This window comes from Luteibacter pinisoli (assembly GCF_006385595.1).
GTDB classification, from domain to species: Bacteria; Pseudomonadota; Gammaproteobacteria; order Xanthomonadales; family Rhodanobacteraceae; genus Luteibacter; species Luteibacter pinisoli.
The window spans coordinates 2927061-2940307 of sequence record NZ_CP041046.1 but is presented as its reverse complement, the minus strand read 5'-3'; the positions used below and the strand labels follow the sequence as shown (position 1 = coordinate 2940307).

Genomic DNA, 13247 nt, shown 5'->3' with positions numbered 1-13247 from the left:
CGACCCACAGCTGCTGAAGGAAGGCGCGAAGGCGCGCCACACCGCTCATGGCAGTGCTCCGATCAGGTAGGGGATGTCGTAGACCACCTGGCCCTCGCGGAAGGGGGGCGGATCCTGCCAGAACGTCGTCCTCACCGATTCCCAGCGGCTCAGGTCCGCACCCACCAGGACATTGGCGTCGGCACGCACGGTGCCGCCGTTCCCGTCGAACACGGCCGGCACGGGCAGGGCGGAACGTTCCTGCGTGGCGAAGCGCGGTGCGCCGGTCGTCGCGGACCGGGCGATGCGAATCGGCGCGAACACCGAGAACGTTGGCTTTCCGTATCGGGCGACCACGCGCGTGAACGCCTCGGAGGCCAGGAACGCGCGCATCGATGCATCGGTATCCCACACATAGATCGGCGCATACGTGGCGGGTGTGGAGGCCACGAGGAACGCCTTCATCCGTAGGCCCGCGAGCCCCTCGAAAGATGGCCCGATGTCACGTGCCCGGGCGCGCACGGCTTCCGGATCGACTGACGGCACGAGGTCAAAGCTGTACTGCATCGCGAGCATGAGGGTGGCCCTGCGTTAACGGGATGCACTCATGGTCGGGCTGCGACGGGTGCTATAAAAGCGATGGTTTCCAAACCCACGCGTGAGCCACGCTTAAGCATGATCCTCGACCTCGCCACACTGCGTACCCTCGTGACCGCCGTTGACCTCGGTGGATTCGGGCGTGCCGCCGAGAAACTGCACCTGTCGCCCTCGGCGGTGAGCCTGCAGCTGCGTGCCCTGGAGGACCGGCTGGGCACGGCGATCTTCCAGCGGGTGGGGCGCAAGCAGGAACTCACGCAAGCGGGTGAGCGGCTGCTGGGCTATGCGCGGCACATGCTCGAATTGAACGCGGACGCGGTGGGTGCGGTACGTGGCGAGCGGCTGGAGGGCCGCGTGCATCTGGGCGTGCCACACGACTTCGCCGAAGCGTGGCTGCCATCCACGCTGGCCGCGTTCGCCGCCGCGCATCCGGAAACGAGCCTGGAATTGAGCGTCGACCAGAGCGCGCCGCTCGTGGAGGGCGTGCGCGAGGGCACCATCGACCTGGCGCTTGCGTTCGACAGCGATGGCGGCCTCGGCGGCAGCCTGCTGGGGACGTTTCCCGTGTACTGGTTCGCCGCGGAAGGTGTCGCGGGGCCGGGCGGGGCACCGTTGCCCTTGCTCACGCTGGAGGCGCCCTGCGTGTTTCGTCGACGCATGATCGCGGCGCTGGATGCGGCGCACATCCCCTGGCGGATCGCGGTGACGGCGCGCAGCGTGTCTGCGTTGTGGGCCGCGGCACGTGCCGGCCTTGGCTGGGTCGCCCGGCCGGCTATCCATGTGCCTGCCGCCTTGCGCCGCATCGACACAGGCGAGGGCCTGCCTGGCCTGGGCGACGCCTCGCTGTTCCTCGTGCGGGCCGAGCGAGCCAACCCTGCCGCGGATGCGCTGGCAGGGCTGCTGCGTAATGGCGTGGCGCTTAGCTGATCGCTTCGAGCATGGCCTCGGCCGACGACACCCGGAATTCGCCCGGCGCTTCGATATTCAGCACTTTCACCACGCCGTCTTCGATATACATGGCGAAGCGCTTGGCGCGGATGCCCATGCCGTTCTTCGTGCCGTCCAGTTCCAAGCCCAGGGCCTTGGTAAAGGCCGCATTGCCATCGGCAAGCAGGTGCAAGTTGGCCGGAATGCCGCGTTCCTTGCCCCAGGCGTCCATGACGAAGGCATCGTTCACGGACACGCAGAACACCTTCACGCCGCGCGCGGCGAAGTCTTCGATGTGCTTGATATAACCGGGCAGGTGCTTATTCGAGCAGGTGGGCGTAAATGCGCCGGGGACGGCGAAAAGCACCACCTTGCCGGTGCCCATCAGGTCCAGGGTGGAGGCGGTCTGGATGCCGTCCTCGAAGTAGGTGACGGTGGATTCGGGAATACGGTCGCCGACAGCGATGGTCATGGGGCCAGCCTCGTTGGGGAAAGATGCCCCGAGTGTAAATGGAGGAGCGCGCTTGCGCGCGACAGGGTCCTGTTCCAATAGGCCCCTTGAATCGGCCCGGGGCGATCATATGTTTGATCCCAGACGGCCACGGGGCCGATAAATCTTATTGGAGTCAAACAGATGAACCAGCTTCGTCATGTTGCGTTTCGCCGTGCGCCGGTGCTTGGAAATGAACTGCGCCATGTGTTCGACCAGTTCTTCGCCGGCGATATCGCCGCGCCGGTCGCCGCCGTGGAAAACGCCTGGGCGCCGCGCGTCGATATCCGTGAGGAGGCCGGCCGCTTCCTGATCCTCGCCGATGTCCCGGGCGTGGCCCTGGATAGCATCGAGATCCAGATGGACAAGAACGTCCTGTCGATCAAGGGTGAGCGCCCGGCGTACACCAGCGAAACCGAAGGCAAGTACGCCCGGGTGGAGCGCGTGGCTGGCGCCTTCAAGCGCAGCTTTACGCTTCCGGAGAGCGCCGACGCGGAGGGCATTACCGCCTCCGGCCGCGATGGCGTGCTCGAAATCGCCATTCCCAAAAAGGCAGAAAATGCCCCGCGTCGCATCACGATCAACGCCGCGGGCTGATTCGGTCTAAGCTTGGCAATCAGGCCCGCGGTAGATTGGTCTACCGCGGGCCTTTAACTTTTTTATTTTCGACACAAGCCCGGCGGGAGAGCCTGTGGAGTTCAAGGATTACTACGAGATTCTCGGGGTAAAACCCGAAGCGACGGACGCCGAAATCAAGACGGCGTACCGCAAGCTGGCGCGCAAATACCACCCGGACAAGAACAAGGAATCGGGTGCGGAAGAGAAGTTCAAGGCGATCAACGAGGCGAATGAAGCCCTGAAGGACCCGGAAAAGCGCCGGCAGTACGACCAGTTCCGCGCGGGCGGCTATCGCCAGGGCGAGCAGTTCCGGCCGCCGCCGGGCTGGGGCCAGGGCGGCGGGTTCGACTACGGCGACATGGGCGGGGCAGGCCGCGGCGACTTCAGCGACTTCTTCGAAAGCCTGTTCGGCGGCGGCGGTGGCCGTCGCTCGCAGCAGACCCAGGCGCGCCGCGGGCGCGACATCAACGCCAAGATCGAAACCGACTTGCAGACCGCCTACAACGGCGGCAAGACCCGTGTCGTGCTCAACGATGCCTCGGGCGGCGAGCGCGTCCTCGAGGTGAAGATCCCGGCGGGCATCGCGTCCGGCCAGACGATCCGGCTGGGCGGCCAGGGCCATCCGGGCTCGGGCGGTGGGCCGTCGGGCGACCTGCTCCTGGAAATCACCCTGCGCGACGATGCGCGGTTCCGGCTTGAGGGCCGCACCGTGACGCATACGTTGCCTATTTCGCCGTGGGAAGCCGCCCTGGGCGCCACGGTGGCCGTGCCGACGCTGGGTGGCCATGTGGACCTGCGCATCCCGGCGGGATCGCAGTCCGGGCGCAAGCTGCGCCTGAAGGGCCGGGGGCTGCCGGGCTCCGAGCCGGGCGACCAGATCGTGGTGCTGGAAATCCGCGTGCCGGTGCCGGAAACCCATGAGGAACAAGCGGCTTACGCCGAATTCCAGGACGCTTTCAAGGACTTTGACCCGCGCCGGTGACCCGGCGCGGCAGCGCGCTCAGACCGGCAGGTGGGTCTTGAGCGCCTTGACCAGTTCGTCTTCCTTGATCGGCTTGACGACGTAATCCTTCGCGCCCTGGCGCAGGCCCCACACCTTGTCGGTGTCCTGGTCCTTCGTGGTCACCAGGATGATCGGGATGTGCTTGGTGGTCTCTTCCTTGCTGATGGTGCGCGTGGCCTGGAACCCGTTGAGGTTCGGCATGACGACGTCCATCAGGATGAGGTCGGGTAGCTCGCGCTTGGCGGCTTCCACGCCGGCGGCGCCGTCCTCGGCCGTGAGTGCCTCATGGCCCAGCTTTTCGACGATGCGCTTGATGCCCAGAAGCTGCGACGGCGAATCGTCGACGATCAGGATACGAGCCATTCACTTTCCCCCGGGCGCTGCCCGATTGTTAATCCGTTACTTCCGCGACGATAAACCGTCGCGTGTTGCGCCTTTGGCGACGCCCATTCTACCGACCCACCAGCGTGTATCAATGGTGTTACGCGCGAAACCTGCCAGGGCAGGCACTTAGCCGCCGATCCGAACCACCGTGCGGCCGAACGATCCGCCCGCAAGCATGGTGTCGAAGACGCTGGCGACGTCCCCAAGTGCCACTTCCTTCGTGCAGATGGCGTCCAGATGGCGTGGTTTCCATTCGCCGCCCAGCCGCGCCCACACCTCGTCGCGGATCTCCCGCGCCGTGCCCGCGGAGGCGACGCCGAGCACGCTCACGCCGCGGATGATGAAGGGCATGACCGTCGTGGGGAGCTCAGGGCTACCTGCCAGGCCGCAGATGGCGGCGTTGCCGTACGGTGCGATGGCCGGCAGAAACCCGGCCAGCATGGCGCCGCCGACGTTATCGAGCATGCCGCCGTACTTCGCCGATTCCATCGGCTTGCCGCTAAACGCAAGCTGGTGGCGGTCGATGCATTCCACCGCGCCGATCTGGCGCAGGAAGTCGAAGTGCGCCGGCTTGCCGCTCACGGCATGCACCTGGAAACCCGCGCGGGTGAAGATATCCACGCCAAGCATGCCCACGCCGCCGGTAGCGCCCGTGATGGCGATCGGTCCCATGTCGGGGCGCTGGCGGTTGTCCAGCATGCGCAGCAGGGCCAGCGCGGCGGTGAAGCCGGCGGTGCCCAGGATCATGGCGTCGCGCGTGCTGAGAGAAGCGGGCAGGGGGATGGTGAGGGCGGCCGGTAGTTTTACGTACTCGCCATAGCCGCCGTCGCGCGTCTCCGAGAGGCCGCTGCCGGTGGCTAGCACCTTGTCACCTTCGCGGAATGCCGGGTCGCTGGACGCGACGACGATGCCCGCCACGTCGATGCCGCCGTTGAGGGGGTACTGGCGAAGGATCTTGCCCTTGCCGGTACCCGCGAGGGCGTCCTTGTAGTTCACCGACGACCATTCGGCCTTGACCAGCACCTCGCCGGCCGAGAGGGCGTCGGTATCCATCGTTTCGATGGCGCCGCGGTAGCCGTTGTCGTCGTTGTGGATACGGAAGGCCTGCATGGACGTCATACCGATTCCTTGGTGATCCACTTGGGGGTGTAGGTGGATTCGTAGGTTTTCATCCAGTCGAACACCGCGTCGATGCTATCGCCGAACCATACCTGCTCGCGCTGCACCTGCTTGACGAAGCCTTCGGCCACCATGTGGTCCATGCTGGCGGCCAGGCCCTTGTAGAAGCCCAGCACGTCGAGGAAGGCGCACGGGTAGGTATGCAGGCCGAGCTGGGCCCAGGTGAGCATCTCGAACATTTCATCCATGGTGCCGAAGCCGCCCGGCAGGGCGACGAAGGCATCGGAGAGTTCGTACATGCGGGTCTTGCGCTCGTGCATGGTCTCGACCACATGCAGCTCGGAAAGGCCGGTGTGGGCCACTTCCTTTTCCACGAGCTGGCGCGGGATCACGCCGATGACGCGGCCGCCGGCGGCGACGACGGCATCGGCGACCGTGCCCATCAGGCCGACCTTGCCGCCGCCGTAGACCAGGGCGATGTTTTCCTTCGCCAGGCGGGTGCCGAAGGCCTTGGCGACTTCGGTGTATTCGGGCCGCGCGCCGCTGCTGGAGCCGCAGTAGACGCAGAGAGCTTTGATGTCACGCATGGTCGATCCTTCCAGAAACGAAAAAGCCCGCCCATGCTACTCGCAGGGGCGGGCTTTGTTCACGCGGGCTTAGTTGCCCTTGTGGATGGCGCGCTTGTCGACCGAGAGGGCCGCTTCATGCACCACTTCGGACAGCGCCGGGTGGGCGTGGACGATGCGGGCGAGGTCTTCCGACGAGCCCTTGAACTCCATCGCCACGACGCACTCGTGGATCAGCTCGGAAACCACCGGGCCGACCATGTGCACACCGAGGATGCGATCGGTTTCGGCGTGGGCGATCATCTTCACCTGGCCGATGCCTTCGTTCATCGCGACAGCGCGGCCGTTGGCAGCGAACGGGAAGGCGCCGGTCTTGTACGGGATGCCTTCTTCCTTCAGCTGCTCTTCGGTCTTGCCGACCCAGGCGATTTCCGGCTCGGTGTAGATGACCCACGGCACGGTGTCGAGGTTGACGTGGCCCGGCTTGCCGGCGATGAGCTCGGCCACCATGACGCCTTCCTCGGAGCCCTTGTGCGCGAGCATCGGGCCGCGCACGGCGTCACCGATAGCCCACACGCCGTCGACGCCGGTGTGGTTGTGCTCGTCCACGACGATGCGGCCACGCTCGTCCAGCTTCACGCCGGTGTCGTCAGCCAGCAGGCCGGCGGTGTAGGCGCGACGGCCCACGGCCACCAGCAGCTTGTCGACGACGAGCGACTGCGCGGCGCCGTCCTTGTCGGTGTAGCCGATATGGACTTCGTCGCCCTTCACTTCGGCCGAGGTGACCTTGGCGTTGACCTTGATGTCCAGGCCCTGCTTGGCGAACTCGCGGGCGGCCATCTTGGCGATGTCCTGGTCGGCCACGGCAAGGAACTTCGGCAGCGCTTCGAGCACGGTGACGTCGGCGCCGAGGCGCTTCCACACGCTGCCCAGCTCCAGGCCGATGACGCCGGCGCCGATCACGCCCATGCGCTTCGGCACGGCGGTGAGGTCGAGCGCACCGGCGTTGTCGATGATGTGCGTGCCGTCGAACTTGGCGAACGGCAGCTCGATGGGCACCGAGCCCGAGGCGAGGATGACGTTGGTCGCGGAGATCTTCGACACCGTGCCGTCGTTGCCGGTGACTTCGACTTCGTTGCCCTTGAGCAGCTTGCCCTTGCCGAAGAACGAGGTGACCTTGTTCGCCTTGAACAGCATGGTCACGCCGCCGGTGAACTGCTTGACGATCTTGTCCTTGCGGCCAATGAACGTGCCGATGTCGATCTGCGGATTCTCGGCGGTGATGCCGTGATCCTTGAAGTTGTGCGTCAGGTTGTGGAACTGCTTGGACGAATCCAGCAGCGCCTTCGACGGGATGCAACCGACGTTGAGGCAGGTGCCGCCCAGGGCGGCCTTGCCGTCCTTGCCGACGAAGGCGTCGACCACGGCGGTCTTCAGGCCCAGCTGCGCGGCGCGGATCGCGGCCACATAGCCCGCGGGGCCGGCACCGATGACGATGACGTCGAACTTGTCGCTCATAGCTCTTGCTCCGGATGGTTCTGCGGTAGATGCCTACCGCCCAATATGGGGTCGGAACATGAAAACGGGAGTCTTTCGACTCCCGCCTTCACATTTAACGTTTAACCGACCTGCGTTCAGTCTTTTCTTACAGGCCGAGCAGCATCCGCTGCGGGTTTTCCAGCTGGTTCTTGATGTCGACCAGGAACAGCACCGCGTCCTTGCCATCGATGATCCGATGGTCGTAGGAGAGGGCGATGTACATCATCGGGGCGGCGATCACCTGGCCGTTCTCGACGATCGGGCGCTCCTTGATGGTGTGCATGCCCAGGATCGCGCTCTGCGGCGGGTTCACGATCGGGGTGGAGAGCAGCGAGCCGAAGGTGCCACCGTTGGTGATGGTGAAGGTGCCGCCCTGGAGGTCGTCCAGGCCGAGCTTGCCGTCACGCGCCTTCTTGGCGTAGCCGATGATGCCCTTCTCGACGTCGGCAAAGGACATGTCCTGGACGTCGCGGAGCACCGGCGTCACCAGGCCCTTCTCGGTCGACACGGCGATCGAGATGTCCTGGTAGCCGTGGTAGATGATGTCCGAACCGTCCACCGAGGCATTGATCACCGGGTAGCGCTTCAGCGCTTCGGTGGCGGCCTTCACGAAGAAGCTCATGAAGCCCAGCTTCACGCCGTTGGCCTTTTCGAACTGCTCGCCCAGGCTCTTGCGCAGCTTCACCACCTCGGCGAGATTCACTTCGTTGAACGAGGTGAGCATCGCGATCGAGTTCTTCGACTGCATCAGGCGCTCGGCGATGCGGGTGCGGATGCGGGTCATCGGCACACGCTCTTCCGGACGCGAACCCGGAGTGGGCTTGGCCGCCGGGGCCGGAGCGGCGGCGGCAGGCGCCGGGGCGCTGCCACCCTTGGCGGCGTTGACCAGGTCTTCCTTGGTCACGCGGCCATCGCGGCCGGTGCCGGCGACCTTGGACGGGTCGATGTTGTCTTCCACGGCGACGCGGCGGCCGGCCGGGGAGAGTTCGTCCACGCCCTTCGGCGCTTCGCTCTTCTCAGCCTTGGGCGCTTCGGCGGCGGCCGGCGCGGCAGCCGGGGCAGGGGCCGCAGCGGCGGCGCCTTCCTCGATCACGGCGATGACCTGGCTCGAGGTGACGGTGGAGCCTTCCTCGAACTTGATCTCCTTCAGTACGCCGTCGACGGGCGACGGGACTTCCAGCACGACCTTGTCGGTCTCCAGGTCCAGCAGGTTTTCGTCGCGCTTGACGGCGTCGCCGGCCTTCTTGTGCCAGGTGGCGATGAGCGCGTCGGAGACCGACTCCGGCAGGACCGGGACTTTGACTTCGATGGACATGCTTGTCTTACTCCGCTGCGTGATCGGTGCCGACCGGCGCGACGAGCGCTTGCTCGACGAGGGCCGCCTGTTCGGCGAGATAGGTATTGAGATGGCCCGGGGCCGGCGACGGCGAGCGCGAGCGTCCTGCGTAGGACAGGCTCTGCTTCGACCCGATGCAGGCCTGCAGGTGGTGACGGATCTGGAACCACGCACCCTGGTTCATCGGCTCTTCCTGGCACCAGATCACTTCCTTGGCGGAAGCGAACTTCTCCAGTTCCACCGAGACTTCCGGACGCGGGAACGGATAGAGCTGCTCGACGCGGACGAGGGCCACGTCGGTGATGCCCTTCTTGTCGGCCTCTTCGAGCAGGTCGTAATAGACCTTGCCCGAGCACAGCACCACGCGCTTGACCTTCTTGGCCGGCAGGTCGCGGTGTTCGCCGATCACCAGCTGGAACTTGCCGTTGGCCAGCTCGTCCAGCGAGGACACCGCCAGCTTGTGGCGCAGCAGCGACTTCGGCGTCATCACGATCAGCGGCTTGCGCACCGGGCGCACCTGCTGGCGGCGGATCATGTGGAAGGCCTGTGCCGGGGTGGTCGGCACGCACACCTGCATGTTGTCCAGCGCGCACAGCTGGAGGAAACGCTCCAGGCGGGCGGACGAATGCTCGGGGCCGGCGCCTTCCTGGCCGTGCGGCAGGAGCAGGGTGAGGCCGCAGAGGCGGTCCCACTTCGCTTCACCGGAGCTGATGAACTGGTCGATCACGACCTGGGCGCCGTTGGCGAAATCGCCGAACTGGCCTTCCCAGATGGTGAGCTGGTCCGGCGAGGTGGTGGCTTCGCCGTACTCGAAGGCCATGACGGCTTCTTCGGAGAGCAGCGAATCGATCACGTCGACGCGGGCGTCCTCGCGCACCTTGGACAGCGGCATGTAGGTGTCGTCGCTGTTCTGGTCGTGCAGCACCGCGTGGCGATGGAAGAACGTACCGCGGCCGGCATCCTGGCCGACGATGCGCAGGTCGTTGCCTTCGGCGATCAGCGTGCCGTAGGCGAGGTTCTCGGCAAAGCCCCAGTCAGCCGGGAGCTCGCCGGCGGCCATCTTGCGGCGATCGTCGTAGATCTTGGCGACGCGGGCGTGCAGGGTGACGCCGGCCGGCAGGGTGAGGATGGTATCGAGCACCTTGGCCATCTGCTGGCGCGGCACGCCCGTGTCCACTTCCATCGACAGGCTGGTCTTCTGGAAACGAGTCCAGTCCACCGGGATGTCGCGGGTCGGGTTCGGTTCGATCGCGATCAGCGGCTCGCCCTTCTCGAGGCGGGCGCGGTAATCGTCGAGCATCTTCTGGCCATCGTCGGCGCCGACGATGGACTGCTTCACGAGGGCCTGCGCGTAGAGGTCACGCGTGGTCGGGCGCTTGCGGATGATCTGGTACATCAGCGGCTGCGTGGCCGCCGGCTCGTCGGCCTCGTTGTGGCCGTGGCGGCGGTAGCAGACGAGGTCGATCACCACGTCCTTCTTGAACTGCTTGCGGAACTCGTAGGCCAGGCGGGTGACCTGGATGACGGCTTCCGGATCGTCGCCATTCACGTGGAACACCGGCGCGTTGACCATCTTGGCCAGGTCGGTGCAGTACAGCGTGGAACGGGCGTCTTCGCGCTTGGAGGTGGTGAAGCCCACCTGGTTGTTCACCACCATGTGCAGCGTGCCGCCGATGGCGAAGCCACGGGCCTGCGACATCTGCATCAGTTCCATGTTGACGCCCTGGCCGGCAAAGGCGGCGTCACCATGGATGAGGACGGCGATGGACTTCTCGCGCGCGGTGTCGCGGCGACGGCCCTGGCGCGCATGCACCGAGCCGGCGACCACCGGGTTCACGATTTCCAGGTGCGACGGGTTGAAGGCCAGCGCCACGTGCACGCCGCCCTTCGGGGTTTTGACATCCGCCGAGAAGCCCAGGTGGTACTTCACGTCACCGGTGTGCATCGGGCTGTCGTCGTGCTCGAACTTGCCTTCGAACTCGTTGAACAGCTGCGACGGTGCCTTGCCGAGGATGTTCACCAGCACGTTCAGGCGGCCGCGGTGGGCCATGCCGATGATGACTTCCTTGACGCCGTTGTCGCCGGCGGCGCGGACGACGTCATCCATCATCGGGATGAGGCTGTCGCCGCCTTCCAGCGAGAAGCGCTTCTGGCCGACGTACTTGGTGTGCAGGTAGCGCTCGAGGCCTTCGGCCGCGGTCAGCGCTTCGAGGACGCGAACCTTCTCGCCCTTCTGCAGGTCCGGGTTGCCGGCGGCCTTTTCCAGGCGCGAGTGGATCCATGCGCGCTGGTCGTGGTCGGCGATGTACATGAACTCGGCGCCGACGGTGCCGGTGTAGATGGCCTTGAGCTTCGTCCACAGGGCGCGCAGCGTCATGCGCTGCCCGCCGCCGGCGAAGGAGCCGCCATCGAATTCGGTGTCGAGATCGGCCTCGGAGAGACCGTGGAAGGCGAGGCCAAGATCCGGTGCGTCAACGTCCGGGGTGGTCAGGCCGAGGGGGTCGAGCTTGGCGGCGAGGTGGCCGCGCGAGCGGTACGCCGTCAGCAGGCGGAGCACGCCGGCCTGTTTCTGCGCGTAGGCGTTGTCAGCGGGAGCGGCGACCGTAGCGGCACCATTGCCGCGGCGCTGCTTCTGGGCTGCCTCGATACGGGCGATGGCGCCCGAATGCGGGACGTCGCCGGCCTCGCGGCCCTTGAAGGATTTGAAATAGGCGTCCCATTCGGCCGGGACAGAGCCGGCATCGGCTAGCCAGACTTCGTAGATTTGCTCTACGTAGTCGGCGTTTCCGCCGGCGAGTTGGGAAGATTCGGAAAACTCGCGGATCAGATTTGCGCTCACGTCACCACCGGCACACACGGAAAGGGCGGGCTGTCGCGGGTGGTAATGGGGACGCGCCCGCGGCAAAGAATCCGATAATTATAGCCCCGTCATGTTGCGCAGCGCCAACCGTTTTCACACTTTTTGAATGGATCAGATCCCAAGTGGTCTTATCTCCCACGCCGGCTCCGCCCGCTCCCACACTTCGTCGAAATACGCCATGAATCGAGAGGTCTCACCGGGAGCGTCCAGGGAGCCCTCGGCATCGAACCGCTGGGCCACGGGCCTGAACAGAAACGCACTGACGTCGTCGACGGTGAAGGCCGAGCCGTAGCGCAGGTGGGTTTCGTCGGTGGGAACGCGGATGGAAACGGCCGTGGGCAGGCGCTGGGAGAGGGCGACCAGACGGTGGCCCTCACGGTGGCCCCGGTTGGCGTCATGGGTAAGGATGCGCACCCGGGCCTGGCGGCCGCTGGTCGCCAGGCGGCGCAGCTCGCTGAGGACGGCGTCGCTCTCGAGGACGCCCGGGTCCATCGTCGGCAGGTAGATCGACGCCCGGTAGCGGGCGCCGGCGAGCAGGCGGACATGGGCGGCGTCCAGACCGGCCCGGTCCAGCGCCACAAGGGCCATGTCCGCCTTGTCGGTCACCGGCGGCGGCCCTTGCGGATGCCCAGGTGCCCTTCGTTAAGCAGCGACAGCAGCACGGTTTTTTCGGCCGCGGACACCTTCTTGTCGAAGCTCAGCTCGCGCTCGCCGGACAGCCGCTCGGCCAGGTCCGTCGGGCATTCGTAGGCGTTGCCGCTGACGAAGAGCACTGCGTCCTTCTTCCCACGGACCCACGCCAGGCGGGCAAACGGGTGGCGGACGAAGGTGGCGCCGCTGTCCAGCGCCTTGTCCAGCGCGGCCGGCGTCGTCGCCTTCGGCGGCGCGGCGGCCACCTGGGCACTGCGGTAGCGGGTGATGAAGCGGCCGAACCAGTCCGCCAGCAGGTCGCGGTCCAGCGCTGCCGCGAAGGGCAGGGCCTGGCGGAGGCGGTTCAGCGCCGCCGTGTCGATCTCGCCCGCGCGCTTGGCCGGGGTGAGGTCCGGATCGGTGTAACGGAGTTCTTCCGGCATCCGCTCGGCCAGGAAATCGGCCAGGTCACCGGTGAGCTCGGCCTGCGACGGGGCGCGCATGCCCACCGAGAGGGTCATGCAGTTGCCCAGCGCCACGCCGTCGTGGGGGACGCCCGGCGGCAGGTAGAGCATGTCGCCCGGATCCAGCAGCCACTCATTCGTCGGTTCAAACGTCTCCAGCTGCTTCAGCTCGACGTCCTTGCGGAAATCCAGCGGCGCGTCGGGATCGGTACTGATCGCCCAGTGGCGCTGGCCGAGGCCCTGGATCAGGAAGACATCGTACTGGTCGACATGGGCGCCCACGCCGCCGCCGTCCTCGGCGTACGAAATCATGATGTCGTCCACCCGCCAGCTCGGCAGGAACGCGAACGACTCGAGGAGGGAGGCCACGTCGGCATCCCACTTGTCCACGTCCTGCACGAGCAGGGTCCAGTCGCGCTTCGGGGTCTTGCCGAATTCGGCTTCCTCGAACGGGCCGGTCTTCACCGTCCAGCGGTCGCGCTTCTCGTCGTGGATGATCAGGCGGGCCAGCACCCCTTCCTCGCAGGCCAGGCCGGCAAGGTCGTTCGGCTCGATCGGCGCCTCGAAATCGGGGAAAGCATTGCGGATAAGTAGCGGCCGCTTCTGCCAATAGTCGCGCAGGAACTGCGTGGTGCTCATGCCGAGCGGCTGCGACGCCGTACCGCGGACTTCGAGGGGGAGCGGCTTATGGGTGGGGGTCTTGATCGTCATGGGTGGGATTGTAATAGGAGCCGG

At 66.2% G+C, this 13247-nt stretch carries 13 protein-coding genes; 3 read left to right on the top strand and 10 right to left on the bottom strand.

Annotated elements, in window-relative coordinates:
- Positions 1-45: 45 nt before the first annotated feature.
- The gene (locus tag FIV34_RS13265; RefSeq protein WP_139983527.1) at positions 46-555 is read right to left on the bottom strand and encodes a DUF4865 family protein; all 510 of its coding nucleotides are present in this window, start codon (positions 553-555) and stop codon (positions 46-48) included.
- A gap of 99 nt (positions 556-654) precedes the next feature.
- Here FIV34_RS13265 and FIV34_RS13260 point away from each other — a divergent pair, with 99 nt between their 5' ends.
- Positions 655-1503 carry a LysR substrate-binding domain-containing protein gene (locus FIV34_RS13260; RefSeq protein WP_170207628.1) on the top strand — a complete coding sequence of 283 codons (849 nt, stop codon included), beginning with the start codon at positions 655-657 and terminating at the stop codon, positions 1501-1503.
- Here FIV34_RS13260 and FIV34_RS13255 read toward each other — a convergent pair.
- Positions 1496-1975 (bottom strand): peroxiredoxin, encoded by a 480-nt coding sequence (locus tag FIV34_RS13255; protein WP_139983523.1) that lies wholly within the window; start codon positions 1973-1975, stop codon positions 1496-1498. The two genes, FIV34_RS13260 and FIV34_RS13255, sit on opposite strands and share 8 nt — an antisense overlap.
- A gap of 162 nt (positions 1976-2137) precedes the next feature.
- On the opposite strand from FIV34_RS13255, the gene FIV34_RS13250 reads away from it, so the two are divergent.
- Positions 2138-2590, top strand: coding sequence for an Hsp20/alpha crystallin family protein (locus FIV34_RS13250; protein WP_139983521.1), 453 nt, complete (start codon positions 2138-2140; stop codon positions 2588-2590).
- 94 nt (positions 2591-2684) lie between these two features.
- The gene (locus FIV34_RS13245; RefSeq protein ID WP_139983519.1) at positions 2685-3593 is read left to right on the top strand and encodes a DnaJ C-terminal domain-containing protein; all 909 of its coding nucleotides are present in this window, start codon (positions 2685-2687) and stop codon (positions 3591-3593) included.
- A gap of 18 nt (positions 3594-3611) precedes the next feature.
- On the opposite strand, the gene pilH is transcribed toward FIV34_RS13245, so the two are convergent.
- From pilH to FIV34_RS13205, 8 genes are all read right to left on the bottom strand, one after another.
- Positions 3612-3977, bottom strand: coding sequence for a twitching motility response regulator PilH (gene pilH / locus FIV34_RS13240; protein WP_139983517.1), 366 nt, complete (start codon positions 3975-3977; stop codon positions 3612-3614).
- Positions 3978-4124: 147 nt separating this feature from the next.
- Positions 4125-5117 (bottom strand): YhdH/YhfP family quinone oxidoreductase, encoded by a 993-nt coding sequence (locus FIV34_RS13235; RefSeq protein WP_139983515.1) that lies wholly within the window; start codon positions 5115-5117, stop codon positions 4125-4127.
- Positions 5114-5704, bottom strand: coding sequence for an LOG family protein (locus FIV34_RS13230; protein ID WP_139983513.1), 591 nt, complete (start codon positions 5702-5704; stop codon positions 5114-5116). The genes FIV34_RS13235 and FIV34_RS13230 overlap by 4 nt, the downstream gene beginning before the upstream one ends.
- 69 nt (positions 5705-5773) lie before the next feature.
- On the bottom strand, positions 5774-7201 hold the full coding sequence (gene lpdA, locus FIV34_RS13225) for a dihydrolipoyl dehydrogenase (RefSeq protein WP_139983511.1): 1428 nt from the start codon (positions 7199-7201) through the stop codon (positions 5774-5776).
- Positions 7202-7328: 127 nt separating this feature from the next.
- A complete protein-coding gene (gene odhB, locus FIV34_RS13220; RefSeq protein WP_139983509.1) occupies positions 7329-8537 on the bottom strand; it encodes a 2-oxoglutarate dehydrogenase complex dihydrolipoyllysine-residue succinyltransferase in 1209 nt (402 codons plus the stop codon).
- A 7-nt stretch (positions 8538-8544) separates the two neighbouring features.
- Positions 8545-11397, bottom strand: coding sequence for a 2-oxoglutarate dehydrogenase E1 component (locus FIV34_RS13215; RefSeq protein WP_139983507.1), 2853 nt, complete (start codon positions 11395-11397; stop codon positions 8545-8547).
- 132 nt (positions 11398-11529) lie between these two features.
- The gene (locus FIV34_RS13210) at positions 11530-12024 is read right to left on the bottom strand and encodes a DUF7931 domain-containing protein (RefSeq protein ID WP_139983505.1); all 495 of its coding nucleotides are present in this window, start codon (positions 12022-12024) and stop codon (positions 11530-11532) included.
- Entirely contained in the window at positions 12021-13223 is a 1203-nt protein-coding gene (locus tag FIV34_RS13205; RefSeq protein WP_139983503.1) for a cupin domain-containing protein, read from the bottom strand. Before FIV34_RS13205 ends, FIV34_RS13210 begins: the two co-directional genes overlap by 4 nt.
- Positions 13224-13247: the final 24 nt, after the last annotated feature.

Excerpts from the sequence above, each read along its gene's own strand:
- FIV34_RS13265 (WP_139983527.1), bottom strand. The coding sequence starts at position 555 with ATGCTCGCGATGCAGTACAGCTTTGACCTCGTGCCGTCAGTCGATCCG.
- FIV34_RS13260 (WP_170207628.1), top strand. The coding sequence starts at position 655 with ATGATCCTCGACCTCGCCACACTGCGTACCCTCGTGACCGCCGTTGAC.
- FIV34_RS13255 (WP_139983523.1), bottom strand. The coding sequence starts at position 1,975 with ATGACCATCGCTGTCGGCGACCGTATTCCCGAATCCACCGTCACCTAC.
- FIV34_RS13250 (WP_139983521.1), top strand. The coding sequence starts at position 2,138 with ATGAACCAGCTTCGTCATGTTGCGTTTCGCCGTGCGCCGGTGCTTGGA.
- pilH (WP_139983517.1), bottom strand. The coding sequence starts at position 3,977 with ATGGCTCGTATCCTGATCGTCGACGATTCGCCGTCGCAGCTTCTGGGC.
- FIV34_RS13235 (WP_139983515.1), bottom strand. The coding sequence starts at position 5,117 with ATGACGTCCATGCAGGCCTTCCGTATCCACAACGACGACAACGGCTAC.
- FIV34_RS13230 (WP_139983513.1), bottom strand. The coding sequence starts at position 5,704 with ATGCGTGACATCAAAGCTCTCTGCGTCTACTGCGGCTCCAGCAGCGGC.
- lpdA (WP_139983511.1), bottom strand. The coding sequence starts at position 7,201 with ATGAGCGACAAGTTCGACGTCATCGTCATCGGTGCCGGCCCCGCGGGC.
- odhB (WP_139983509.1), bottom strand. The coding sequence starts at position 8,537 with ATGTCCATCGAAGTCAAAGTCCCGGTCCTGCCGGAGTCGGTCTCCGAC.
- FIV34_RS13205 (WP_139983503.1), bottom strand. The coding sequence starts at position 13,223 with ATGACGATCAAGACCCCCACCCATAAGCCGCTCCCCCTCGAAGTCCGC.